The organism is Candidatus Competibacteraceae bacterium (assembly GCA_016713505.1).
Lineage (GTDB): Bacteria > Pseudomonadota > Gammaproteobacteria > Competibacterales > Competibacteraceae > Competibacter_A.
The window spans coordinates 2,905,597-2,929,198 of record JADJPA010000001.1; the positions used below are offsets into that span (position 1 = coordinate 2,905,597).

At 62.5% G+C, this 23,602-nt stretch carries 21 protein-coding genes and 1 riboswitch; of the genes, 10 read left to right on the plus strand and 11 right to left on the minus strand.

The annotated features are described in order from the left end of the window. Positions 1-68: 68 nt before the first annotated feature. Together IPK09_13240 and IPK09_13245 are read left to right on the plus strand one after the other, a co-directional pair. The gene (locus tag IPK09_13240; GenBank protein MBK7984572.1) at positions 69-902 is read left to right on the plus strand and encodes a 3'-5' exonuclease; all 834 of its coding nucleotides are present in this window, start codon (positions 69-71) and stop codon (positions 900-902) included. Between the two features lie 178 nt (positions 903-1,080). Next, the gene (locus IPK09_13245) at positions 1,081-1,536 is read left to right on the plus strand and encodes a hypothetical protein (GenBank protein MBK7984573.1); all 456 of its coding nucleotides are present in this window, start codon (positions 1,081-1,083) and stop codon (positions 1,534-1,536) included. A gap of 59 nt (positions 1,537-1,595) precedes the next feature. Here IPK09_13245 and IPK09_13250 read toward each other — a convergent pair whose 3' ends face one another. The 4 genes from IPK09_13250 to IPK09_13265 all read right to left on the minus strand — a co-directional run bounded on the left by IPK09_13250 (position 1,596) and on the right by IPK09_13265 (position 6,366). Next, positions 1,596-3,767 (minus strand): starch-binding protein, encoded by a 2,172-nt coding sequence (locus tag IPK09_13250; GenBank protein ID MBK7984574.1) that lies wholly within the window; start codon positions 3,765-3,767, stop codon positions 1,596-1,598. A gap of 52 nt (positions 3,768-3,819) precedes the next feature. Beyond that, entirely contained in the window at positions 3,820-4,131 is a 312-nt protein-coding gene (locus IPK09_13255) for a hypothetical protein (GenBank protein ID MBK7984575.1), read from the minus strand. Between the two features lie 64 nt (positions 4,132-4,195). Continuing rightward, positions 4,196-5,092, minus strand: a complete 897-nt coding sequence (locus IPK09_13260; protein ID MBK7984576.1) for a sugar ABC transporter permease — start codon at positions 5,090-5,092, stop codon at positions 4,196-4,198. Next, positions 5,089-6,366, minus strand: a complete 1,278-nt coding sequence (locus IPK09_13265) for an extracellular solute-binding protein (protein ID MBK7984577.1) — start codon at positions 6,364-6,366, stop codon at positions 5,089-5,091. The genes IPK09_13260 and IPK09_13265 overlap by 4 nt, the downstream gene beginning before the upstream one ends. Before the next feature lie 119 nt (positions 6,367-6,485). On the opposite strand from IPK09_13265, the gene IPK09_13270 reads away from it, so the two are divergent. The 8 genes from IPK09_13270 (at position 6,486) to IPK09_13305 (ending at position 15,581) form a co-directional block, all read left to right on the plus strand. Then, positions 6,486-6,791 (plus strand): zinc ribbon domain-containing protein, encoded by a 306-nt coding sequence (locus tag IPK09_13270; protein MBK7984578.1) that lies wholly within the window; start codon positions 6,486-6,488, stop codon positions 6,789-6,791. 293 nt (positions 6,792-7,084) lie between these two features. Further along, positions 7,085-8,854 carry an aspartate--tRNA ligase gene (gene aspS, locus IPK09_13275; GenBank protein MBK7984579.1) on the plus strand — a complete coding sequence of 590 codons (1,770 nt, stop codon included), beginning with the start codon at positions 7,085-7,087 and terminating at the stop codon, positions 8,852-8,854. Positions 8,855-8,893: 39 nt separating this feature from the next. Next, positions 8,894-9,349, plus strand: a complete 456-nt coding sequence (gene nudB, locus IPK09_13280; protein MBK7984580.1) for a dihydroneopterin triphosphate diphosphatase — start codon at positions 8,894-8,896, stop codon at positions 9,347-9,349. After that, positions 9,346-11,904 carry a bifunctional lysylphosphatidylglycerol flippase/synthetase MprF gene (gene mprF, locus IPK09_13285; GenBank protein ID MBK7984581.1) on the plus strand — a complete coding sequence of 853 codons (2,559 nt, stop codon included), beginning with the start codon at positions 9,346-9,348 and terminating at the stop codon, positions 11,902-11,904. The genes nudB and mprF overlap by 4 nt, the downstream gene beginning before the upstream one ends. 18 nt (positions 11,905-11,922) lie before the next feature. Then, positions 11,923-13,386, plus strand: coding sequence for a virulence factor family protein (locus tag IPK09_13290; GenBank protein MBK7984582.1), 1,464 nt, complete (start codon positions 11,923-11,925; stop codon positions 13,384-13,386). Between the two features lies 1 nt (position 13,387). Continuing rightward, on the plus strand, positions 13,388-14,221 hold the full coding sequence (locus IPK09_13295; GenBank protein ID MBK7984583.1) for a symmetrical bis(5'-nucleosyl)-tetraphosphatase: 834 nt from the start codon (positions 13,388-13,390) through the stop codon (positions 14,219-14,221). Beyond that, positions 14,221-14,814, plus strand: a complete 594-nt coding sequence (gene folA, locus IPK09_13300; GenBank protein ID MBK7984584.1) for a type 3 dihydrofolate reductase — start codon at positions 14,221-14,223, stop codon at positions 14,812-14,814. The genes IPK09_13295 and folA overlap by 1 nt, the downstream gene beginning before the upstream one ends. Positions 14,815-14,831: 17 nt before the next feature. Beyond that, a complete protein-coding gene (locus tag IPK09_13305; protein ID MBK7984585.1) occupies positions 14,832-15,581 on the plus strand; it encodes a DUF599 domain-containing protein in 750 nt (249 codons plus the stop codon). 4 nt (positions 15,582-15,585) lie between these two features. On the opposite strand, the gene IPK09_13310 is transcribed toward IPK09_13305, so the two are convergent. From IPK09_13310 to mazG, 7 genes are all read right to left on the minus strand, one after another. Continuing rightward, a complete protein-coding gene (locus IPK09_13310) occupies positions 15,586-16,533 on the minus strand; it encodes an energy transducer TonB (GenBank protein ID MBK7984586.1) in 948 nt (315 codons plus the stop codon). Next, positions 16,530-17,324: an ABC transporter ATP-binding protein gene (locus IPK09_13315; protein ID MBK7984587.1), complete on the minus strand. Its 795-nt coding sequence runs from the start codon at positions 17,322-17,324 to the stop codon at positions 16,530-16,532. The genes IPK09_13310 and IPK09_13315 overlap by 4 nt, the downstream gene beginning before the upstream one ends. Then, positions 17,321-18,292: an iron ABC transporter permease gene (locus tag IPK09_13320; protein MBK7984588.1), complete on the minus strand. Its 972-nt coding sequence runs from the start codon at positions 18,290-18,292 to the stop codon at positions 17,321-17,323. The genes IPK09_13315 and IPK09_13320 overlap by 4 nt, the downstream gene beginning before the upstream one ends. 38 nt (positions 18,293-18,330) lie before the next feature. Then, positions 18,331-19,179, minus strand: coding sequence for an ABC transporter substrate-binding protein (locus IPK09_13325; GenBank protein MBK7984589.1), 849 nt, complete (start codon positions 19,177-19,179; stop codon positions 18,331-18,333). Positions 19,180-19,187: 8 nt separating this feature from the next. Continuing rightward, on the minus strand, positions 19,188-21,083 hold the full coding sequence (locus tag IPK09_13330) for a TonB-dependent receptor (GenBank protein MBK7984590.1): 1,896 nt from the start codon (positions 21,081-21,083) through the stop codon (positions 19,188-19,190). Positions 21,084-21,302: 219 nt separating this feature from the next. Next, positions 21,303-21,502, minus strand: a riboswitch (cobalamin riboswitch). 113 nt (positions 21,503-21,615) lie between these two features. Beyond that, positions 21,616-22,791, minus strand: coding sequence for an acyltransferase (locus tag IPK09_13335; protein ID MBK7984591.1), 1,176 nt, complete (start codon positions 22,789-22,791; stop codon positions 21,616-21,618). Positions 22,792-22,803: 12 nt separating this feature from the next. Further along, positions 22,804-23,592: a nucleoside triphosphate pyrophosphohydrolase gene (mazG, locus tag IPK09_13340; protein ID MBK7984592.1), complete on the minus strand. Its 789-nt coding sequence runs from the start codon at positions 23,590-23,592 to the stop codon at positions 22,804-22,806. Positions 23,593-23,602: the final 10 nt, after the last annotated feature.

The window sequence follows — 23,602 nt, forward strand, 5'->3', positions numbered from 1 at the left end:
AAGTTAGTTTTATAAATGAAAAGAGCTAGTTATTTAAATCTCGAACAGTAACGGTAATCAAAGCCAATATGGCTAGTCCCCTCAATCTCCTCGTCATCGACCTCGAAACCCGGCCCGATGCGGCCATCCTGCCCGCCGACCGCGATCCAGAGGCCTTTCCCAAGCCGATCCAGCATCAAATCATCACGCTCGGTTTTTTGCTGGCGCGCATCGAGCGCGACGGTCAGAGCGAGCGTTACGTGGTGCGCAAGCTGGGATCGGCCAGCATCGCCGAGCGAGGCGAGCGGGAGATTCTGGCCGGATTCTGGCAAATGGTGGATCGAAACCGGCCGCGCGTGGTCACCTGGAACGGGCGCGGCTTCGACGCCGCCGTGCTCAAGCAACGCTCGCTGATTCATGGCCTGACGGCCTACAACTGGCACCGCACCGAGCCGCGCTTCGGCTACGACTACCGCTTTCAAACCGATTGGCACTGCGATTTGATGGACGTGCTGTGCGATTTCGGCGCATCGCCGCGCCTGGGTTTGGATGAGGCGGCGCAAGCCTTAGGATTGCCGGGGAAGTGGAACGGGCATGGCGCTGAGGTGGCGGATTTAGTCGCCGCTGGCGATTACACCGCCATCAACCGCTACTGCGAAGGGGACGTGCTGAACACCTACGTCCTTTATTTGCGCTGGGCGCATTTCAGCACCCGCCTCAGTCCGCGCGGCCACAACGCCAGCGTGCAAAATCTGCTGGAGTATCTCGAAGGCGGTCGCGAGGCGTACGCGCATTGGGGGGAGTTCATCGACCGCTGGCAAACCAGCGAGCGGCCCTGTCCGCTGTTCGTCAACGAGCCGCTGGGCCAGCCGGGGCCGCAAGCGCCTGAATCGCATTTGCGAAGCGAGGACGTGTTGTCGTGACAGTGGGTTCCGCAACCCGCCCGCCGACTGGATTTTCAATGCTCTTTCAGTTTCGACCGGTTCAGATAGCGAGGGATCGCTTATTTTGGCCCCGCCAAACTGGACCGAACAAGCTATTTCGGCCCAGGATTTTCGAGCGTCCTGATTAAGTTAACTTTAAAAAAGGAATCAAAAGCTTATGAATAAAGTTGTCGCGGGCGCTAAAATTCCGTGCCGGGTATGTAGGACGCTCGATGTCGGGGACTTCTCCATCCTTCATCAACTCACCTGGTTCAACATGGCGATTCACAGTAATTCCGAATACGCCAAGGGAACTTGGTTCAAGGAGCGCTCGCTGGCCGGACCCCTCATTTTCACCGTGGCCGACGGTCTGGTCCACCATGCGGACACCATCGCCGAGCTGCTCGCTCAAGACGGCTACGAAATTCACGCTTATCTTGGGGTGGACAATATGAAGATCACCTCGCCGGTGCTGTTTGGGGACACGCTCAGAGCCGACGCCGAGGTAGTCGATTTGCGAGCCACCAAGAACCCGCAACGATTTTTGTTCATCTATCAAAATAAAGCCTACAACCAGCGCGACCAGCAGGTCATCGAATACCAAACGACCATGATGGTCGTGAAAAAAGATTGAAGTCGCGACGCGGCCTTTGAAGCCGGTGAGGCGCGCCCGCGCTTCACCGGCTTGGCGAGTTACCGCAAATACGCCCCATCCGCGCCGATCTTGCCCGGCCCGTCGAGCACATAAATTCCCGCCGAATTACCCTGGACGTGGAATGAGAGGTGACCGTCGTGGACGGTGATCTCGCGACCGCTCACAGCGTCGCGGTAATGGCCGTTGCGGATACCGCCGACGCTGATGTCCTGGCCACCGCCGATGGTCAGACCCACCACGGCGTAGCTCTCGCCGTTGTTGAAATCGCGGACGAAGCTGAGGCCGCTGCCCCATTCGTTAACGCTGCTCATCGGTCCTTTTTGTAGCGCGGGGATGGCGCGGCGGATTTGGTTCAGCCGCTTGATGTGCTGATACAGCGGATGGCTCTGGGTCTGACCGATGCGCTCGTCGCTCAGGTGATCGCCGAAATAGGCGCGACCGGTTTGATCCAGGGTGTCGTCGTTGCCGATCACGTCCTGCGGCGCGCCCTTCATGAATTCGATTTCCTCGCCGTAATACAGGCAAGGAATGCCGCGCGCCGTCCACAGCAGGTTATAGGCCGCCGCCGCCATCCATTGATCACCCTTGAAGCGGAAGCGGAAGTCGTTGTCCGGGCCGACATCGTGATTTTGCAGAAACGTCACCAGGGTCGAGGGGTCGCCGAAAATCCAATCCATGTCCAGCACGGCCTTGACGCCGCCGAAACTGCCCCGGCTCAGGTTGTCGCGGAAGGTCGAGAACAGGCCGAAATCCAGCACCGCGAAGCCGGAATCGCCGCCGGAGTTGGGATCGCGCGGATCGTGGCCGAGCCGGGTGTACCACCAGGGCCGGATGAAGGACGGGCCGTTGTCGCCGTGGCCCAGATCGCCGAAGCCGTAGCCTTTCACCAGATTTTCGCCGAACACGAACAAGCCGGGTTTGTGCGCCTTCCAGGCGTTGACGTATTCCAGCAGATTGTCGCGCGGGACGTGTTTCACGGTGTCGATGCGCAGCGCGTCCACGCCCATGTCGAGATAATGGTTGATCGAACCGATCAGATAATCCTTGACGTTCTGGCGGTCGGTGGCGAGGTTGATGCAATCCCCGGCGATGTGCTTCAACTGCACCGCCGCGCTTTCCCAGTCGCCGCCGCAGATGAAGCCGTGCTGCATGTACCATTCCGGGTCGAGGTGGTTGGCGTCGATGCCGAAGAAGCGGCCGGGGTTATAGCCGGGCTTGGGCACCGTCTCCCCGGTTTGGGGATCGACCAGCGGCTCCACGCCGTTCGGATCGCGGTGGTGACGTTCTTTATACCAATCGGGCGCGACCGGATTGTCGATGTCGTCCCGGTTCGGCCAGGCGTAATTGCCGAGGCTGCCTTGATACGGCCCGTGATTGACCCGGCCCGGTTCCGAACCTTGCGGCACGTAATACTTGATCGGCAGGTGGTCGATATGCACCTTGCCGCGAATGCCGTACTGACAGGAGTGATTGACCACCACGTCCTGAATGATCTTAATGCCGCGCTTATGCGCTTCGTCGATCAGATTCTGATAGGTCGCATCCGGCGATTCCAGGCGGGGGTCGATCCGGGTCCAGTCGTAGGCGTGATAGCCGTGATAATCGAGGCCGCTGCGATTCTCGACCGGCGGGGTGATCCAGATCGCGGTGAAGCCGAGATCGCGGAGGTAATCGAGCCGCTGGATCAAGCCCTTGAAATCGCCGCGCCAGTGCGGGTCTTCCGGCTGGCCGTTTTGGTTGAACTTGATGCGGTCGCGGCAAAAGAAGCTGATGCTGGGGTCGCCCTCGTAAAAACGCGCGGTCAGCAGAAAGTAAATCGTCTCCTCACGGAAGTCCTGGCCGGTCAGGGCGGCGGGATAGGACATGGACGGAGTGGGGGCGCGCGAGCCACCGGGCTCGCCGCCCCCACCGCTAAAAGTTTCCGAAGCCAGCTCCTCCGGGTTGTGATTCGACCAGCCGCCATCGAGGGTATACCAACCCAGACGATCCCGTTGCAGGTCGCTGGTCTGCCGGCCGCGCCCGTCGTGGAACAGCAAGCGCGCGCTGGTGACGCCGCTGAATCGATAAACGAACCAATCATTTCCAGCATCGTTCATCGGTACGCCGGGCCAGTCGATGAGGGCCGCGGGCGGGCGGATATCCCAGAAATGGATATGGAGATCGTCAGCCCAATCGGCGGGCTTTTTGAAATAGACGGTCAGATCGGCCATGAAAAGCATTCCAGAAGGTTAGAAAACAGTCAAAATTCACCAGATCAAGCGATTAGTACTCGTTCAAGCGCGCGCTGCGTTCCTGATAGCGGGCGCGCAAGCAGCGCACGTCCGCCCCGCAGCTATCGCGGGCGACCAGCCAGGAGCGTTGATCCCGCCGGACCATCTCGGCGCGGCGCGGCGGCAGCCGGTTCAACAGAGAGCGATACTCCACCGCCACATCCTCGTCCAAACGGTTGAGGCCCGGATTGCTGCATACGGCGATTTCGGCGGCCGTTTCGGCGCGGGTGCAATCGTAGCTGGCGGCTTGCGCGGACAGCGGTAACAGGCTGGCGCACAGAGCCAAGAACAGGCGCTTGAACATCGTGAGTTCTCCTGAATGGATAGGTTGATGGGGACTTTTGATTCTTGGAATTGAAGCCCGACGATCAGCCGTCGAAGGTGTTTTTGCGCCGCAGTTTCAACTGCAACGCGGTGGCCGCTAGAATCAGCGCGAACAACACGAAGGCCGCCGCTGAAGCGTAACCCATATTCCACCAGCGGAAGCCTTCCTCGTACATCAGCAGCACCACGCTGAGGGTGCGGTTGGCGGGGCCGCCCTGCGTCATCACATAAGGTTCCGCGAACACCTGAAAATAACCGATCATGGTCATCAGCGCCACGAACAGAAAGGTCGGACCGAGCAAGGGTAGGGTGATGTAACGGAACTGTCGCCAGGTGCTGGCGCCGTCGATGCACGCCGCTTCGTACAATTGGGATGGAATGTTTTGCAAGCCGGCGATGAAAATGATCATGTTGAAGCCGAAATTTTTCCATACCGCCATGAGGATGATCGCGGGCATCGCCCAAGCCGGATCGCCGAGCCAGTCGATGGGCTGGATGCCGAGCCAACTCAGACCGTAATTCAACAAGCCGTAGCGGGGGTGGTAGAGATAGCGCCACACCACCGCCACCGCCACCAGCGTGGTGACCACCGGCAGAAAGAAAGCGGTGCGGAACAAACCCGGCAAGCGGGTCAGGCGCGAATTGACCAGCAACGCCGCCCCCAGCGACACCGCCACCGACAGCGGACCGCCGGCCGCCACGAAATAGAAAGTATTGCCGAGCGCGGTCCAAAACAGCGGGCTTTGCAGCAGATTCAGATAATTGTTGAGACCGACGAAGCGCAGCCGATCGAGATCGCCCAATGCGTAAATGTCGAAATCGGTGAAACTCAACAGCAACGCCGCCAAGACCGGCAGAAAGAAAAACACGCCGATCAACAGCAGGGCCGGGGCGAGAAAAGCCCAGGCGCTCAAGGCGGCATGGCGTTCGGGACCGATCATGGCGGCACGCCTCGCGCCAGCAACCAGCGCCGTTTTTCCAGAATCCGGTCCACGTCCCGATCCAGTGCGGCGAGGGCGGCGTCGGCTGTCAGTTCGCGACGGACCGCCAGTTCGGCGTAGTAGGCGATCCGGTTGGCGATGCGCTCCCATTCGGGAATCGGCGGCGTGGCCCGCACGTTTTGCAATTGTTGGCGGAAGGCGCGGGCGTAACGGTTGTCAGTCAAGGCGGAATCGTTCCAGGCGGATTGCCGGGCCGGCAGATCGCCGGTCAGTTGATAAAAGCGTGTTTGCTGTTCCGGCTCGGCCAGAAATTCCAGCAGTTTCCAAGCCGCTTCCCGGCGGGGCGAGGTCCGGCTGAGCGCCAGGCTCGCGCCACCGGCCAACGACACTCCGGCGCGGCCGTCGAAAGTCGGCAGCGCGGCGGTGCTCCAGTGCGGTTGCAGGTCGGCGGGCAAGCGCCGCCCGAACTCGCCGATATTCCACGGTCCGCTGACATAGACCGCGAACGTGCCTTTGGCGAACTCCTGATAAAGATTCGCCATCTGGGCGTTGCTGACCGGCGGCGCGAAACCTTGCTCGAACAGTTGCAGATAAGTCGCGAACGCTTCGCGAAACAGCGGGTTTTGAAAGTCGCCGTATTGATGGCGGTCGCGCAGCAGCGCCGCGCCGCGTTGCAAGGCCAGAATGACCGGCAACTGCCATTCGTTGATCGGCAGCAGGATGGCGTAATGCGTTGGATCGCCAAAGCCTTTGAGCGCGGTCATGGCGCTTAGCCAATCGTTCCAGGTCGCTGGAGGCCCCGCAACACCGGCGGCGGCGAGCAGGTCGCTACGGTAGAAAAACAAGCGGGTATCCACGTACCACGGCAGCGCATACGTCAGGCCATCCAGCCGGTTGGTGGCGAGGATGCCGGGAAAATAATCGGCCAGCGCCGTTTCCGGCCACGACTTCAGCCGCTCATCCAACGGCTCGATGGCGCGCAACGCCACGAATTCGGGAATCCAGGTGTTGCCGAGCTGGAAGGCGTCCGGCATGGAATCGCCAGCGTAAGCGGTCAGCAACTTCTCGTGCGCCGCGCTCCAAGGGATTTGCTGGACCCGCACCCGAATGCCCGGATGGCGGCGCTCGAAGTCCGGCAGCAGCGCCTTGACCTGTTCGCCTTCCTGGCCCATCGCCCAGAATTCCACGGTCGTCGCCCGGTCGGCGGCGGAATCGCACGCGGCTGACCCAAAGACCAGCAGAACGATGAACAATAGGCGGTGAAGTGACAGCATGTCGCTTAGTTTAGCTGCAATCTGACCACGTCTGGCAAAAGGCTTGAAAACGCGACCCGCCATCCCCATACAATCGTGTTAGATTCCCCAATCGTTTTTCCCCGCTTGCGAGGTGCGCCATGCCGATTTACGAATACCGTTGTCAGTCCTGCAACCACGAATTGGAAGCGATGCAAAAGCTCAGCGACCCCGAACTGAGCGATTGTCCCGCGTGCGGCAAGCCGGCCCTCAAGAAACTGATTTCGGTGGTCGGATTCCGGCTCAAGGGCGGCGGCTGGTACGAAACCGACTTCAAGAAAGGCGGCGCGCAGAAAAATGTGGTCAAGGAGGATACGGCGCCCAAGGAAAGCAAGGAAAGCAGCGCCAGCGGAGCTTGCGATGGCGCGGGCGGTTGCGGCGCGTGTCCCGCCCCGGCGGCGACTTAGGGACTCGATCCGCGCGGGTTTCGGCGGCGCGGGCGTTTGTAGGTCGTCCGCGCCAGACAGCTAGCTCCTCGCGCTAGGGTCTTGGAGAAGTGCTGTCGCGTCATTTCTTCTCGCCCACCCGTCAACTGGACTCACGCAAGCATTTGATTGTTTGATCGAGCCTGTTCCTCGGTCAAACGCGGTTGCGGCCCGCTGACCGAATCCGTACCATCCCTTTCTTTAAAATAACATCGCCGCTTGGCGTCTCCTTCAGCGTCGCTTCAATCGCCTTTCGTGAAACGGAAACCGAACCCATGCGCAGCCACTATTGCGGCCAAGTCACCGAAGCTCTGCTCGATCAGGATGTTACCCTCTGCGGCTGGGCGCACCGTCGCCGCGATCACGGTGGGGTCATCTTCATCGACCTGCGCGACCGCGCGGGTTTGGTGCAGGTCGTCATCGACCCCGACATGCCCGATGCCTTCGCCGATGCCGAACGGGTCCGCAACGAATATGTGCTGCGCGTGATCGGGCGGGTGCGTCGCCGGCCGGAAGGTACCGAGAATCCGAATCTAGCCACCGGCGCGGTCGAGGTGCTGGCCCGCGAACTGGAAATCATCAATCGCTCCGAGCCGCTGCCGTTTCAGTTGGACGATGAGGACACCTCCGAGGAAGTGCGGCTGCGCTATCGCTATCTCGATCTGCGCCGGCCGGTGATGCAGGAGCGGCTGCGGCTGCGCACCCGCGTCATCAGCGCCTTGCGCCAGTTTTTGGAAGAGCAGGGGTTTATGGACATCGAAACGCCGATGCTGACCAAGGCCACCCCGGAAGGCGCGCGCGACTATCTGGTGCCGAGCCGCACCCACCCCGGCAGTTTCTTCGCGCTGCCGCAATCGCCGCAGTTGTTCAAGCAGTTGCTGATGATGGGCGGGCTGGACCGCTACTATCAGGTCGCGCGCTGCTTCCGCGACGAGGATCTGCGCGCCGACCGCCAGCCGGAATTTACCCAGCTCGACATCGAAACCTCATTCATGGACGAGCAGGCCATTACCGACTTGATGGAAGCCATGATTCGCCGGATGTTCCACGAGGTGCTGGGGGTCGAATTGCCGGACCCGTTTCCCCGGATGCCCTACGAAACCGCCATGCAACGCTACGGCTCCGACAAGCCGGATTTGCGCATTCCGCTGGAATTGACCGAACTAACGGATCTGATGGCGGACGTGGATTTCAAGGTGTTCGCGGCGGCGGCGCAAGACCCGAAAGGCCGGGTGGCGGCGCTGCGGGTGCCGGGCGGCGGCAAGATTCCCCGTCGCGAAATCGACGGTTACACCGAATTCGTAAGCCGCTACGGCGCCAAGGGCTTGGCTTATATCAAGGTCAACGACACCCGCGCCGGGAGCGGCGGCCTGCAATCACCCATCGTCAAATTCCTGACCGATGAGGTGCTGGCCAAGATTCTCACCCGCACCGGCGCGGAAAACGGCGATCTACTCTTTTTCGGCGCCGATACCGCCAAGGTGGTCAACGACGCCCTGGGCGCGCTGCGGTTGCGGGTCGGGATGGACCTTGGCTTGGTCAACGGCGACTGGGCGCCGCTGTGGGTGGTCAACTTTCCGATGTTTGAATGGGACGAGCAGGGCCAGCGCTGGAACGCCCTGCATCATCCTTTCACCGCGCCGAGGGTCGAGGACGCGGCCGAGGTGCGCGCCAACCCCGAACACTGCCTGTCGCGAGCCTACGACATGGTGTTGAACGGCACCGAAATCGGCGGCGGGTCGGTGCGTATCCACCGCCCGGACATGCAAGGCGCGGTGTTCGAACTGCTCGGCATCAACGCCGAGGAGGCATGGGCCAAATTCGGCTTTCTTCTGGACGCGCTCAAGTTCGGTTGCCCGCCGCACGGCGGGATCGCCTTCGGCCTGGATCGGCTGGTGATGTTGATGGCGGGAGCGAGATCGATCCGCGAGGTCATGGCCTTTCCCAAGACCCAAACCGCCGCTTGTCCGTTGACGCAAGCGCCGGCTCCGGTCGGTGAGGCACAGTTGCGCGATCTCAACATCCGCTTGCGCCGCACGCCCTGATCTCAGCGGGTGAACGATCATTCCTCGCCTCCGGCTCCGATCCTTCCAGCGGGTGAAGGGCCGCCAACCCGTTACAAGCGCCCGGAATCGGTGTTGGTGGTAGTCTATACCGCCACGGATGAGGTGCTGTTACTGCGCCGTTGTCAGCCGCCGGATTTCTGGCAGTCGGTGACCGGCAGCCTGGATTGGGAGGAAACCGATCCGCTGGATGCCGCGCGCCGGGAGTTGCGCGAGGAGACCGGCTTGGGTGATGAGGTTGCAGTCGTCCGCTGCGGGACGATCAACCGCTTTCCGATACTGCCGCCCTGGCGGCCTCGTTACGCGCCGGAGGCCGTGGAGAACATCGAGCATGTCTTTCAAGTCCGGCTGTCGGATCGCCGTCCCATCGTTTTGAACCCCGCCGAACACAGCGAATACGAGTGGCTGCCGCGCGCCGCCGCCGCCGCCCGTGTCACCTCCTGGACCAACCGGGACGCCATCCTGCAACTGCCATGAAACGGTTGTTGGCTCGCTCGCTCGGCCCGCTCATCGCATTGGGCCTGTTCGGCACCGCGCTGTGGCTGCTGCATCGCGCCCTGACCGAGTATCGCTATGAGGATGTGGCGGCTTATTTCCGACGCCTGCCCAACTGGCAACTGGTGGCCGCTTTGTGCGCCACGGCGCTCAGCTATCTGGTCGCCACCGGCTACGACTGGCTGGCGCTGCGTTACATCCGTAGACCGTTGCCTTGGGTCAAGGTCGGCTTTGCCGCCTCGCTCGCTTACGCCTTTAGCAATTCGGTCGGGATGGCGGTGCTGACTTCCGGTTCGCTGCGGTATCGGCTCTATTCGAGTTGGGGTCTGACGGCGGTGGAAATCGCCAAGATCGTCATGTTCACCACCCTGACCTTTTGGCTGGGCATTCTCACGGTTGGTGGAACCGTGCTGGCGCTGGACCCGTTGGAACTGGGTTCGCTGCCCTACGTCGATCTGGACAGCCGGCGGCTGGGCTTGCTGATGCTGGTGCCGCCGCTGGTCTATGTGTTGCTGGGCGCGTGGCGCCGGCGGCCGCTCAAACTGGGTCCGTGGGAGCTGCCGATGGTTCGTCCCCGCCTGGCGTTGCCGCAACTGGCGGTCGGAGCGCTCGATTGGCTGATGGCCAGTCTGGTGTTGTATGTACTGATGTCCACTCTGGGAACCATCGGCTACGGCCAGGTCGTCAGCGTATTTCTGATCGCTCAAGTCGTGGGGTTGCTCAGTCAGATCCCCGGCGGGTTGGGTGTGTTCGAGTCGCTGGTGCTGCTGTTGCTGCGCGACCGCTTGCCGGCCGCCGATCTGCTCGGCGCGCTGTTGGCCTATCGGGTGATCTATTATCTGCTGCCGCTGGCGTTGGCGGCGATTACGCTCGGCCTGTACGAGTTGCGGCATCAACGAGAGCGGATTCTGTGGTTGCCGCGCATAGTGGGACCGTGGGCGCCGGTGCTGTTGCCGCACGTCTTGGCGCTGCTGGCCTTGGTCAGCGGCGCGGTGCTGCTGTTCTCGGCGGTCACTCCGGCGGTGGAAGCGCGGTTGGTCTGGCTGGAAGATTTGTTACCGTTGTCGGTGTTGGAAGCCTCTCACTTCATCAGCAGTTTGGTGGGGATGGGCTTATTGTTGCTGGCGCGGGGGTTGCAGCGTCGGCTCGATGCCGCCTGGTGGTTGACGGTGATGTTGCTGGTGGCCGGCATCGTCGCGTCGCTGCTCAAGGGCGCCGATTACGAGGAAGCGCTGTTTCTGGCGGTTCTGCTGGCCGGATTGCTCCCTTCCAGGGAGCAGTTCTATCGGCGCGCCTCGCTGTTTGGCGAGCGGTTTACCGCCGGTTGGCTGGCCACTATTGCCGTCGTGCTGATTTGTTCGATCTGGCTGGGTTTCTTTTCCTACAAGCATGTCGAATATTCGCATGATTTGTGGTGGGCGTTCAGTTTCGGCGGGGAGGGCGATGCGCCGCGGTTCTTGCGCGCCATGGTGGGCGCGTTGGGCGTGACGCTGTTCTTCGGCGTCGCCAAGTTATTGCAGCCAGTGCCTTTCGAGCCGGCCTTGCCGGACGCGGTCGAACTCGAACAGGCTCGGACCATTGCTAGCACGTTCTCGCGCGGTTACGCGCATCTGGCGTTGCTGGGCGACAAGGCGCTGCTGTTCAATCAAAGCCGCAGCGCTTTTTTGATGTATGCGGTCGAAGGCCGCACCTGGGTGGCGATGGGCGACCCGGTCGCCGCTTGCGAGGAGGATCGCCGCGAGTTGGCCTGGGGTTTTCGCGAGCTGTGCGAGCGCCATAACGGTTGGCCGGTATTTTATCAAGTCCACCCGGCGCATCTGGGTTTGTACGTGGAATTGGGGCTGGCTTTGCTCAAGTTCGGCGAAGAAGCGCGGGTGCGGCTGTCCGAATTTTCCCTGGAGGGAAAAGCGCGTAAATCCATGCGCAACAACCTCAGCCGATTGGAGCGGGAAGGTTACCGCTTTGAAGTCGTCGAGAGCGCCGCCGTGCCGGCCTTGCTGCCTCGGTTGCGCGCGGTTTCCGATGCGTGGCTCGGCGATAAAGGCAGCCGCGAGAAGCGTTTTTCGCTGGGCTTTTTCAAAGAGGCTTACCTGCAAAGCGGACCGGTCGCGGCGGTCTGGCGCGCCTCGGAGCTGGTGGCTTTCGCCAATCTCTGGCAGGGCGGCGGCGAGGAACTGTCGGTGGATTTGATGCGCTATCCGCCCGACAGTCCGAACGGCCTGATGGATTATCTGTTCGTCCAGATCATGTTGTGGGGCCGGAGCCAGGGCTATGAATGGTTCAACCTGGGCATGGCGCCGCTGGCCGGTTTGCAGAACCGCAGTTTCGCACCGCTGTGGAACCGCTTCGGCGCGCTGGTGTTCGGCCAGGGTGAGACCTTTTACAATTTTCGGGGCCTGCACCAATACAAGGATAAATTCGATCCCGAATGGGAGGCCCGCTATCTGGCGACGCCGGGCGGTTTGGCGCTGCCGCTGGTGCTGGCGGATCTGACGGCGCTGATCGCTGGCGGCTTCAGAGGCGTTATCGGAAAATAACGACTGATGAGTAATTTCATGACTGTACCCAAGCTGGCGCGAACGGTGTGGCTGATTGCCGCTCTGGCGGCCGCCGGCGCGCGGGCGGAACCGGTCGAAGAGACGCTGGACGATGCCGGTTTCGGCAAGCTGGCGGTCTATCGCGCGACTGACGAACCTAAAGGCGTGCTGCTGTTCGCGTCGGGAGCCGGCGGGTGGAGCGCGGAGCTGACCGCCGCCGCCAGGGAGATGGCAAAACTCGATTACGTGGTGGCGGCGATCAACCTGGATGAGTATTCGACCCGGCTGGAGCGCTCGGACGGCGCCTGCGCTGACTTATCGCTGGATCTCGACCGTTTGAACCGGCTGCTGGAGCAGCGTTATCCCATCGAGACCCACCAGCCGCCGGTCCTGCTGGGTTACGGCGCCGGTGCGACGCTGGTTTACACCGCGCTGGCCCAGGCGCCGGTCGAACGCTTTCACGCTGGGCTGGGGGTGGATTTCTGCCCGGAACTGCCCTTGCGCAAACCGCTCTGCAAGGGGCCGGCGAATCTGGAGAGCGCGCCGCGGCCGGATAACAAGGGCGTGCTTTTGAAACCGATCGCCCGGATGCCGACCACCTGGTTCGTGTTTCAAAATCGGCCCGCTTGCGATGCCGGGGCGACCGGACAATTCGTCAAATCGATCCAACTGGTCCGGCTGAGCGAATTGCCCGGCCTCGGGGGGGTTAAAACGTGGCAGCCGCAGGTTGCCGCCTTGCTGCAATGGCTGGACCCCAGCATCGTCAAACAGGTGCAACCCGATGCCAGCGTCAGCGGCGTACCGCTGACCGAGGTGCCGGCGACCGACGGTCCGGACCGACCGCAGCTGGCGGTCATGCTGTCCGGCGATGGCGGCTGGGCGCTGTTGGATCGCGCCGTGACGGCGGAGCTGGCGAAAAACGGCCTGCCGACCGTGGGGTTGGATTCGTTGAGCTATTTTTGGAAAGCCCGCCAGCCGGATGAAGTGGCGCTGGATTTGGAGCGTGTGCTGCGCTACTACTTGGCGCTTTGGAAGAAGGGACGCATCGTGTTGCTGGGCTATTCCTTCGGCGCGGATGTGTTGCCGGCGACCGTCAACCGGTTGCCGCAAGACCTGCGAGACCGGATCGATTTGGTGGCGTTTTTGGGCCTGTCGGATTATGCCGCCTTCGAGTTCAAACTGAACAACTGGATCAGCGACGAACCGGACGAAGGCGATCGGCCGGTTCGCCCGGAACTGGAAAAAATGGCCGCGTTCAAGCGGTTGTGCGTTTACGGCGCGGATGAGGAGGACGCTTCCTGTCCGAAAGTAGCCGATCTGGGGATAAGCGCCGAAAAGATGCCGGGCGACCATCATTTCGATGAAGATTACCCCGGAGTGGCCCGCCGCATTCTCGACCGGTTGCCACCATTGCCCGCCGCCCCAGCGACCGCCGCGCCGCCCCCCGCGCCAGCGGCGGACCCACCCCCCGCCAAGAATTGAAATGGCCGTCTACGCCATCGGCGACATTCAAGGCTGCTACGAGCCTTTACAGCGGTTGCTGGAGGCGCTGCGCTTCGATCCCGCCGCCGATAGGCTGTGGCTGGTCGGCGATCTGGTCAATCGCGGGCCGCGATCGTTGGACGTGCTGCGGCTGATGTGCGAGTTGGGCGAGCGGGTGGTCGCGGTCCTGGGCAATCACGATCTGACGTTGCTGGCCGTGGCGGCCGGTCGGGTGAAGCCCAAGCGCAAGGATACCTTTCATTCGGTTTTGGAAGCGCCGGATCGGGTCGAACTGTTGGACTGGTTGCGCCGCTGTCCGTTACTCCATCACGATCCGGCGCTCGGCTTTACCATGGTTCATGCCGGATTGCCGCCGCAATGGGATCTGGCGCTGGCGCAACAGTGCGCGGCGGAAGTGGAAGGGGTTCTGCGCGGGCCGCTCTGCGAGGAATTTCTGGCGCGGATGTTCGGCGGCGAGCCACGCCGCTGGCGGGACGATCTGAGCGGCTACGACCGGCTGCGCTTCATGGTCAATGCCCTGACGCGAATCCGGTTCTGCACGTCGAACGGCGTGTTGACCTTCGACGATAAGGGTGCGCCCGGCAGTCAACCTCCGACTTTGTTACCGTGGTTCCAAGCGCCCGACCGCCGCAACGCCGATCTCAATTTGGTGTTCGGGCATTGGGCGGCGCTCGGCTACTATCGCGCGCCGGGCATTTTCGCGCTGGACAGCGGCTGCGTCTGGGGCAACCGCTTGACCGCCATCCGCTTGGACGAACCCGGCGTGCCGGCCTGGAGCGTGCCGGCGGCCGGGCCGCCTCCGACGCCGACATGATGCCAACGCCGGCCTCGAACGCCTGCGCGGCGGACGATGAGCCGCGCGTCGCGGTCACGGCAAATTCCGACAGGCCGCCGCCACTGGCATTGATAGCGGCGCTGGCGCGCAACCGGGTGATCGGGCGTAACAACGCTCTGCCGTGGCATTTGCCGGCGGATTTGCGCTTCTTCAAGCAAACCACGATGGGCAAACCGCTGTTGCTGGGCCGGCGCACTTGGGAATCCATCGGTCGGCCGCTGCCGGGCCGTCGGATGATCGTCTTGACCGGCGATCCGACCTATCGAGCGGAGGGGTGCGCGGTGGCGCATTCATTGCGCGAGGCGCTAAGCCTGCTCGGTGCAGCGTCCGAGATCATGGTGATCGGCGGCGCCGGGTTGTTCGAACAAACCTTGCCGCTGGCCGAGCGGATGTACTTGACGCGGGTCGAGGCCGAGATTCCGGGCGATGTCTGGTTTCCAGAATGGGATGCGCGGCAATGGCGGCTGGCTTGGGAGGAGGCGCATCCGGCCGATGGCAAACACGCTTGGCCTTTTCGCTTTCAACGTTGGGAGCGGCGCTGCGATGAGCGCAGTGAAAATCCCGTTGCATGAGGTTGGATGGTTCAATCATGGATTTCCAGGAAAATTTGAACCGGTTTTGCGCCGCCGTACCGGGGCCGGATTGGCTGGCGCTGGCTTGGTTTGTGATCTGCTGGGTGGGTTATACCGTTTATTCCAAACACGGGGGCTGGGCGCGTCGTAGCTTGATGCGTGGCACGGATCGGTTGCGGACGGTGTGGATGGAGCGGATGCTCGAACGCGATGTCCGCATCGTGGATTCCGGGCTGCTCAGCACTTTGATGCAGAGCGTGTCTTTTTTCGCCTCGACCACCATCCTGATCATCGGCAGCTTGATCGCGGCGTTCGGGGCTATCGACCGCGAGATGGCACTGACCGCGAATCTCGGTTTTCTGGTCGCCGCCAGCCGCGAGGTGTGGACGCTCAAACTCTTGTCGCTGCTGGTGGTGTTCATCTATGCCTTCTTCAAACTCACGTGGTCGTTGCGTCAGTTCAACCGCTGCGCGATCTTGATTGGGGCCGCGCCTCTGCCCGGCCAGATCGACGACGCTCGCCGGCAAATCTGGGCGCGACGCCTTGGCCGGTTGAATACGCTGGCCGGAGATGATTTCAACCTCGGATTGCGCGCCTACTATTTCGGGCTGGCGCTGTTGGCTTGGTTCATCCATCCGGGGATGTTCGCCGGCGCTTCGATCTGGGTGGTGGCGGTGCTGTACCAGCGCGAATTTACCTCCGAACCAGCGTTGTTGCTCGGTGATGAGGGCGAAGGTAACGAACGCGGCGCGCCGCCCGCCCGTTAGAGCCTCAATCTCGCAGCCGGAAGGTGATCGGCACTTGCGCCACGGCTTGATTCCGTCCTTGCAAGGGCTGAAAGCGCCAGCGCGTCGCCGTCAGCCGCGCTTCCTGATCCAGCAGATCGTCGCCGCTGCTCTGGGCGATGCCGACCGCTTCCACGGCGCCCGCCGCGTTGACTGTGAGGCGCAGCACGACTCGCCCCTCGATGCCGCGCTGGCGGGCCAGCGGTGGATAACGAGGTTGCGGGGCTCCTCCCGGCAAGAGGCGCAAGCCAGTCGCAGCCGGCGGCGGTCGCGCCGGTTGGACGGACGCGCTCGCCGTCACGGAACCGCCGGAATCGCCGTTGGTCGCTTTTCTGCTGGCGGGCTCTCTCTCAGCGCCAGCAGCGAGCGAACCGAATGGGCTTGCCGCGGCCTCCTGTCCCTGCCGCGCCGGACGGAGGCGCTCAAAGCCTCGGCTTGGCTCATCCTCGGTAGTTTTCGCCGCGACCGGCGGCCGTTCCGCCTGCTTGACCGGCTTCTCCGCGGGAGGGCGTGACGGTGCGGCTGGGGGTTTTTTTACCGCGACCGGTAGCGTCTCGACAATCGGCTTGATCGGTTTCTGCTTGGGCGGCTGTGGTTTAATTCTCGATTTGGGCGACGGTTGAACGGCTTTCGCTACTGGCGCTGGATCGACCAACGCTACCGTCGAAGACGGCGGCGCGGGCGGTGCGGGCGCTGTCGGCTCGGCGGACGGTGGGGCTACAGGCGCGGTGGATGCAACCGGCGCAGATGGCGAAGGGACGGCAACGGCAACCGCCGGCGGCGGGGCCAACGTCACCCGCAGTACCGTGGACGCTTTGCCGGTCGGCCCCCAGACGACGGGCAGACAGGCCAGGCCCGCGTGCATCGCCAGCGCCAGTAGCGCCGCGACGCTGAGGCGAGTGGCGTCGGCCTGAAGTCGGAAACCATCGTTCATCCGGGTTCGTCTCGATCCGCCGTTTGCTGCCGCCACGGCAGAACATAACGTTGGTCCTCGTGTTCGCCATGTAGCGCCGTCACCCGGTAGGCGTCGGCGAGATGCTCGGCGGACAGGACGGCGGCGGCGGAACCTTGAGCGACCAGCACCCCATCCCGCAGTAGAACCAGGGAGTCGCAGAAGCGCGCCGCCAGCGTGAGATCGTGCAGCACGACCGTGACCGCTGCGCCGCCGTCGGCATAATCCCGCAACAATTCCATGACTTGCAGTTGATGGTAAGGATCGAGGGAGGCGACCGGCTCGTCGGCCAGCACCAGCGGCGCTTCCACCGCCAGCACCCGCGCCAGCAAGGTGCGCGCCCGTTCGCCACCCGACAGGGTGTCAAACGGCCGGTCGGCCAAGTCACCGATGCCGGTGCGTTGCAAGGCGGTTTCGACCGCCAGCCGGTCGGCGGCGGCGGGCGGTTGCCACGGGGCCAGATGCGGCAGGCGACCGAGTTCGACCAGACGGCGCACGGTCAGCGGCCAGTGTACGATCTGACCTTGGGGTAGATAGGCGAGCGTCCGCGCTTTCTCGCGCCGGTTTAGGCTGGCCAGCGGCCGGCCTTGAATCCGCACGTTGCCCTGAAACGGCCGCAAGCCGGCCAGCGCCGCCAGCAGGGTAGTTTTGCCCGCGCCGTTCGGGCCGAGCAGAGCGAGCAGTTGTCCGGCGGCGGCGCGGAAACTGACGCTGTTGACCACGGTGCGCCCGGCCAGCGCGACGCTGATCCGTTCCGCTTCCAGCAGCATCATGGCAGCATCCGTCGGGTGCGCAGCAGCAAATGAACGAAGAACGGCACTCCCAGTAGGGCCGTCACCACGCCCAGCATCAATTCCTGCCGGGTCGGCAGCAAGCGAATCCCCAAATCCGCCGCCGCCAGCAGCGCCGCGCCCGCCAGGGCGCCAGGCAGCAGGACGCGACTCGGTTGGTAGCCGAGCCAAGGCCGCAACAGGTGCGGCGCAATCAGGCCGACGAAGCCGACCGAGCCGGTGACCGCCGTGGCCGCGCCCACCGCCAGCGCCGTGCCGCCGATCACCCGCGCCCGCAGCCAACCCACGCCGACGCCCAGACTGCGGGCGGCGTCCTCGCCCAGTGTCAGCGCATCCAGTTCCCGCCCGGCGCTCACCAACAAGGCCCAGCCGACCGCCATGAACGGCGCGGCCAGCGTCACATCGGACAAGCCCCGGTCGCGCAGCGAGCCGAGCAGCCATAACACCATCTCGCTCAAGGCCAGCGGATTGGGGGCCAGATTCAGCGCCAGCGAGGTCAAAGCCACCGCCAGACTCGACACCGCCACCCCGGCCAAAAGCAGCGATAAGGGACTGGAATCACGAATCGCCAACAACGCCAGAAAGGCGGTCGCCAGCAGCGCGCCGAGCAACGCGAAGCCCGGCAGCGCCCACATGGTGACCTGCGCCAGGCCAAAATACAGCGCCAGCACCGCGCCCAATCCGGCGCTGGCCGAAACGCCGAGAATGCCCGGTTCGGCCAGCGGGTTGCGCAACAGTCCTTGCAAAGCCGCTCCGCTCAAACCCAGCGACGCGCCGACCAGCAAGCCCAACAACACGCGCGGCAGGCGAATTTCCAGCACGATCACCGCCAGTCGCTCGTCGCCGCCCAGCAAGCCGGTCAGCGTTTGCCACGGATTGAGAGATAAATGCCCCAGCAGCAAACCGGCAAAAGTTAATGCGGCCAGCAGCGCCGTCAAGCCGAGATTGATCCGCCGGTAGCGTCGGTGATCGGCTCCAGCGTCCTCGGTCACGGTCGAGCCTCCGCCGCCGGCAGCCGGTCGGCGATGTATTCGGCCGCTTCGGCCAGAAACCAGCCGCTGCAAATCCAGTAGCGATCCGGCACGCTGATGGCCGGCACGCGCGCCAGCAGGCGCTGGAACACCGGATGGCGGGCAAAAGCCATCCGCGCGCTGTCGCCGCCCTGGTCGAAAAACCCCGTGACGATCAACTCTGGCGCAGTGCTCGCCAGTTGCTCCAGATTGAAGGTGCCCCAGCCGTTGCGGCCCAGCGTCGTCGCCAAGTTGCGGGTTCCCGCCGCCTCCAAGACCGCATCGATAAAAGTGCCTCGGCCCGCGCTGCTGCCGTCGGGCAGGAAATAGGCGGCGAGCGGTGGCGCGGCGGTGGAAGGGTGGCGAGCAGTCAGCTTGGCCAATCTCGCCCGCATTTCGGCGACGCGCGCCTCGCCCTGTGCGGGGCGGCCCAACTCGGCGGCGATGGCGCGGGTGGTCGCGGCGATGTCGTCCCAGGTGTCCGGCAAGGGAATTTGCACGACGCGGATACCGAAGCGCCCCAGCCGTTCGGTGACGCGCAACGGCATCCAGCGATCGGTCAGCACCAGTTCCACCCGCAATGCCACCAGTTCCTCACCGCTGCCGCGCGTGCTTGAAAAGCGGCTCGCTTCGGCGGCGAACAGCGATTGCCGTGGGTCGGTAGCGTTGCTGGAGACGGCGACGATTTGGGCGGGATCAGCCAGTCCCAACAGGTATTGGTCGGCGCAGGGCGTTAAGGAGGCAGCGCGCGGCAAGGCCAGCACCCATAGCGGCGACAGGCCCAACACCCAGGCGAGAAGTCTCGCCAAGGCACCGATTTCGCTCATCTTCACGTTCAAAACCGATAACGCGCGCCGACATAAACCCCGCGTTCGGTGCCGCTGTAACCCAGCACGTCCTCATACTTTTCGTCGAACACGTTGTCGATCCGCCCGAAGAATTGCCATTGCTCATCCAGCCGATAATCCGCCGCCAGATTGACCACGGTGTAGCTTTTCATCGGTGCGAGATGCGTCTCGAAGGTTTGCGCATCGAATGCGGTATCGACAAAGGAACCGTTATGGCGCACGGTCAGATTCAGATTGCCTCGGTCGATGAAGCGATAGTTCAAGCCGAGGCTGGCGACGTGGCGCGGACGGCGGCGCAGTTCGTCGCCTTTGGTGTCCTCGGTATCGGTGAAGGTGTAGGCCAGCGTGCTGCTCAGATCGGGCGTCAGGCGGGCGCTGGCGCTGATTTCGACGCCACGGGCGCGGCTTTCGCCGGGCAGATTGATGACGGTGCGGCCCGCGCCGACGATGATATTGTCGATGCGGTTGTCGAAGGCGGTCACGTCGAATTTCAGCCGCTGATCGAGCACGCTTTGTTCCCAGCCGATGTCGAAACCCTGACTTTCTTCCGGCTGCAAATTGGGATTGCCCTTGAAGTCGCCGGAAAAGCCGAACAGTTCGGTGAGGGTCGGATTTTTGATCGCTGTGCCATAGCTGGCATGTAGTCGGCCGCCGAATTCCGGCCACAGATACGCCGCCGTCAGTCGATAGGTGCTGGTGTCGTCGAAGCGGTCGTTGAAGTCGCGGCGCACGCCAGCGGTCAGAAACAGGCGCTCGTCCAATCCCAGGCCATATTGAAAAGCGACGCCGGTGTTATGCACCGAGTTGGTGGCAAAATAGGTATTGCTGGCTTCGTCCTTCTTGTCCTTGACCAGCAGGGTGAAGGTGTGGCGGGCGCTGCCTGCGTTCAAAAAGTAATTGCTTTGATAATCAATCTGGTTGGAATGGCTCTCACTGTCGAACGGCTCGAAACCGGCGCTGTTGGTGGTCGAATCCATGTCGTAGCGGGCCAAGCCCAGCAGGTGCTCCCACGCGCCGCCGAGCAGAGTGTAACGGCCTTGCAAGCGCAGCAAATTTTGCTTGTTGTCGATACGGTCGTTGCTATCCACTACGGGTTTTTGATCGCCGCCTAGAAAGGCGTCGAACTCGGTGCGGTTGCGGGTGTAGCGTTCGGTCAGGGTCAGTTCCAGATCGTCCACGGGCCGGACGCTGCCCTTGAACAACAGCGCGCCGATTTTCGCGCCGTCGTCCTCGCTGTTGCCGCGCCATTCGCTGCCCGCCGACCAACCGTCGGTTTGCAGCCAGCCGCCGCTCAATAAGGCGTCGTAGCGCTCGCCGCGACCGCCGACGCTGCCGGAGGTGTGCCAGGTGTTGAAACTGCCGCCTTCGAGGCGAGCACTGGCCTGGAACGGCCGCTCGGCGCGTTTGGTGAGGATGTTGATGACGCCGCCGATGGCGGAGCTGCCCCATAACACGCTCTGCGGGCCGCGCAGCACTTCGATGCGCTCGACTTCCAGATCGAGCAGGCTGTTGAAGTCGAACGCGCCGCCGTCGGGGTGGTTGACTTCCACGCCGTCGATCAGCACCAGGGTTTGATTGGTTTCCGCGCCGCGCAGGTAGATTTCGGTCAGGTTGCCGGGGCCGCCGCTGCGGCTGACGGTCGCGCCCGGCACGTCGCGCAGGGCGTCGGCGACGATGCGGATTTGACGTTGCTCCAGTTGTTCGCGGTCGATGACGGTGATGGCGCTGCCGGATTGTTCCGGCGGGATCGGCACGCGGGTGGCGGTAACGACCAGTTCCGGCAGTTCTTCCTGCGCTGAGACAACGGTAGCGGTACCGGCCAGCAGGCCGAGTGCGGCGCAGGCTGAGCGAAGGCAACGAGGGCGAATAAAGCGAATTTTCATGGCGAGCGCGCTTTCTGAGGATTGTTTTTATCGAGCCGATCATGAGGGTCGGCTCACCGCCTGCTGGAAACGCGCGCTTGCCCGGCCATCTGACCGGCTTGTAAAGAGGAGCGGAAAACACCATGCAGAGAAACAAGGCATCGGTCGGCCGCTGGCGAACGCTCGGTTTCCCGCATCGCCAAAACGGAAGACCGTCCCGCCGAAAAATCCCGTTCGACGGCAGGCGACGCTTGGGACGGCAGGTCTCCTGGCTGGCGGGTCGTGGCCGGGCGTTCGGCCTTCCCGGTTGCCCAGTGGCCTTGTACGAACGCCGGCTCGCCGCTCACAGTTGCGGGGACAGCCGCGGATTTCCACCGAGGTTCGGTAGCACCGCGTTCCCTTTTAATCCCGCTGGGGGAACCGTCTTGGCGGATAGAGTAACGGCAGAAACGGGGGGTTGGCAATGAATGCGTTGGAGCGCCTGATGTCGGCTCGGCTTGCAACGCGAGCAGCGCGTGTTGATAGCGAAAAATAATTGCTCGGCCGAAAGCCTTCAGGTTTTGCCGGTTTGCAGTGGCATGGCCGCGCTTGCGGTCATGCTGTTCCGCCCGTTCAAATCTCTATTGCGGCTGATCAGCCATCGACCGATATCCATGCCTGGTGCTTCGATAAGCCGATAAGTTATGGCGGACGCCGGTAGCAGAACTATGAAAGTAGCAAGAACGCAACAGATAAAGGCAATACCGGCGCGGCTGCCTAAAATTGAATAGATTTTTGAATAAACCGGGCCTAGTTCATAGATGATGAAGGGATGCAGCAGATAGATGCTGAAGCTGCGTTCCCCCGCGAAAAACAGAGAGCGATTGGCGAAGACCGGCCACGGGCGACTGGCCTGACCGCCGGCCAGCAATGCAAAAGCGATCCCCCACACCAGAATGTCAGTTCTGCCAAAGAGAATCAGTGATTCCGTCGGTGAAGCCAGCAACAGGATCATCAAGCCGAGCCCGCAAACCGACAGTGCGTCGTAAAGAGCGGGATTCTCACTCAGGAATCGATAGGTGGCGCGCCGCCAATAAAGGAAATAACTCAGCACCCCGCCGCAAAAGATGCCGAACTGGGTCAAAAAGGCATGGTGGCCGTAACCTTGCAGCAGCGGTAGACCTGATGAATCGTAGGCCATGCGGGAAGCGAGACTAACCGCCGCGCCGATGAGGACCAAGATCAGCGCCAGCCGGATCGTCCGTACATAGACCAGCAACACGGGCAATACCGCATAAAACAGCATTTCCACCCCGATGGTCCAGCCGGCCCATACGATGCTGTCGTGTCGTCCTGGAACCAAGTTAAATAGAAATGAAAAATTCAATAACAGATCGTAAAGCGGCACGCGCTGATTGAATTTAAACCACGCCATCAGGAACCAGACGACGAGCATGATGTAAAACAGCGGAGCGATTCTAAAAAATCGCCGGATGGAATAATCTTGAATCCAATGAGGTCTGCCGACTCGATGCTGAGTGCTAAAGAACAAGGAAAAAGCACTCAGCACGAAAAAAAGCTGAACGCCCAGGCCAAAGTGCGTCTTGATGATGGAAAAGGACGGTGGTATGGCGAGTTGGTGGATGCCCTGAACGTGAAAAACCACGACCATCAAGGCCGCGATCGCTCGCAGTCCATGAATGCCGCTCAAACGATCGCTGTTTTCTGGGATTTCTCGCGCTATTTCCATGAGGTTGATCGGTTATTTTTCGTCGAGTTTGGCGCGTTCCCACAGGGCATCCATTTCCGCTAGCGTCGATTCGGTCGGCGTCCGGCCTGTTTCGGCCAGCCAATGCTCGATCCAGCGAAACCGCCGCTCGAATTTGCGATTGGTTCCGCGCAACGCTGCTTCCGGGTCGATCTGGAGATGACGGGCTAGGTTGGCGACGGCGAATAGCACATCACCCAGTTCATCGGCCAGCCGTTCCGCCGGGGCGTGGCTAGTGATTTCGTGGCGGATTTCCCCAATTTCCTCTTGAATCTTGGCCAGAATCGGCCCCAGCGCGCCCCAGTCGAAACCGACCTTGGAGGCTTTCTTTTGTAGCTTGACCGCGCGGGTCAAGGCCGGCAGCGCCAGCGGAACGCCCGCCAACACGCCAGCCGGTTGCTCGGCTTTCTCCGCGGCCTTCAGTTGTTCCCAGGCGGCGGTTTGTTCGGCGGCGTCGGCGTAGCGGGCGTCGGCAAAGACATGCGGGTGGCGGCGAGTCATCTTTTCGACGATCCCGCGCGCCACATCGGCAAATTCGAAGCGCCCTTCCTCGCGGGCGATTTGGGCATAGAACACCACCTGAAATAATAAATCGCCCAATTCATCCCGCAGCTCCGCCCAATCTTCGCGAGCGATGGCATCGGCGACTTCGTAAGCTTCCTCGATGGTGTGAGGCACGATAGTCGCGTAGGTCTGCTCCCGATCCCACGGGCATCCCGTTTGCGGATCGCGCAAGCGGGCCATCAACTCCAATAAGGCGTCCAGCGGGGAAGAATCAGTCATGATGCACCTG

Bases quoted from the DNA above. Each gene is read 5' to 3' on its own strand.
- IPK09_13260 (MBK7984576.1), bottom strand. From the start codon at position 5,092: ATGATCGGTCCCGAACGCCATGCCGCCTTGAGCGCCTGGGCTTTTCTC.
- IPK09_13250 (MBK7984574.1), bottom strand. From the start codon at position 3,767: ATGGCCGATCTGACCGTCTATTTCAAAAAGCCCGCCGATTGGGCTGAC.
- IPK09_13290 (MBK7984582.1), top strand. From the start codon at position 11,923: ATGACTGTACCCAAGCTGGCGCGAACGGTGTGGCTGATTGCCGCTCTG.
- IPK09_13310 (MBK7984586.1), bottom strand. From the start codon at position 16,533: ATGAACGATGGTTTCCGACTTCAGGCCGACGCCACTCGCCTCAGCGTC.
- IPK09_13265 (MBK7984577.1), bottom strand. From the start codon at position 6,366: ATGCTGTCACTTCACCGCCTATTGTTCATCGTTCTGCTGGTCTTTGGG.
- IPK09_13335 (MBK7984591.1), bottom strand. From the start codon at position 22,791: ATGGAAATAGCGCGAGAAATCCCAGAAAACAGCGATCGTTTGAGCGGC.
- aspS (MBK7984579.1), top strand. From the start codon at position 7,085: ATGCGCAGCCACTATTGCGGCCAAGTCACCGAAGCTCTGCTCGATCAG.
- folA (MBK7984584.1), top strand. From the start codon at position 14,221: ATGCCAACGCCGGCCTCGAACGCCTGCGCGGCGGACGATGAGCCGCGC.
- IPK09_13325 (MBK7984589.1), bottom strand. From the start codon at position 19,179: ATGAGCGAAATCGGTGCCTTGGCGAGACTTCTCGCCTGGGTGTTGGGC.
- IPK09_13245 (MBK7984573.1), top strand. From the start codon at position 1,081: ATGAATAAAGTTGTCGCGGGCGCTAAAATTCCGTGCCGGGTATGTAGG.
- IPK09_13240 (MBK7984572.1), top strand. From the start codon at position 69: ATGGCTAGTCCCCTCAATCTCCTCGTCATCGACCTCGAAACCCGGCCC.
- IPK09_13255 (MBK7984575.1), bottom strand. From the start codon at position 4,131: ATGTTCAAGCGCCTGTTCTTGGCTCTGTGCGCCAGCCTGTTACCGCTG.
- IPK09_13270 (MBK7984578.1), top strand. From the start codon at position 6,486: ATGCCGATTTACGAATACCGTTGTCAGTCCTGCAACCACGAATTGGAA.
- IPK09_13295 (MBK7984583.1), top strand. From the start codon at position 13,388: ATGGCCGTCTACGCCATCGGCGACATTCAAGGCTGCTACGAGCCTTTA.
- mprF (MBK7984581.1), top strand. From the start codon at position 9,346: ATGAAACGGTTGTTGGCTCGCTCGCTCGGCCCGCTCATCGCATTGGGC.
- mazG (MBK7984592.1), bottom strand. From the start codon at position 23,592: ATGACTGATTCTTCCCCGCTGGACGCCTTATTGGAGTTGATGGCCCGC.
- IPK09_13305 (MBK7984585.1), top strand. From the start codon at position 14,832: ATGGATTTCCAGGAAAATTTGAACCGGTTTTGCGCCGCCGTACCGGGG.
- IPK09_13330 (MBK7984590.1), bottom strand. From the start codon at position 21,083: ATGAAAATTCGCTTTATTCGCCCTCGTTGCCTTCGCTCAGCCTGCGCC.
- IPK09_13315 (MBK7984587.1), bottom strand. From the start codon at position 17,324: ATGATGCTGCTGGAAGCGGAACGGATCAGCGTCGCGCTGGCCGGGCGC.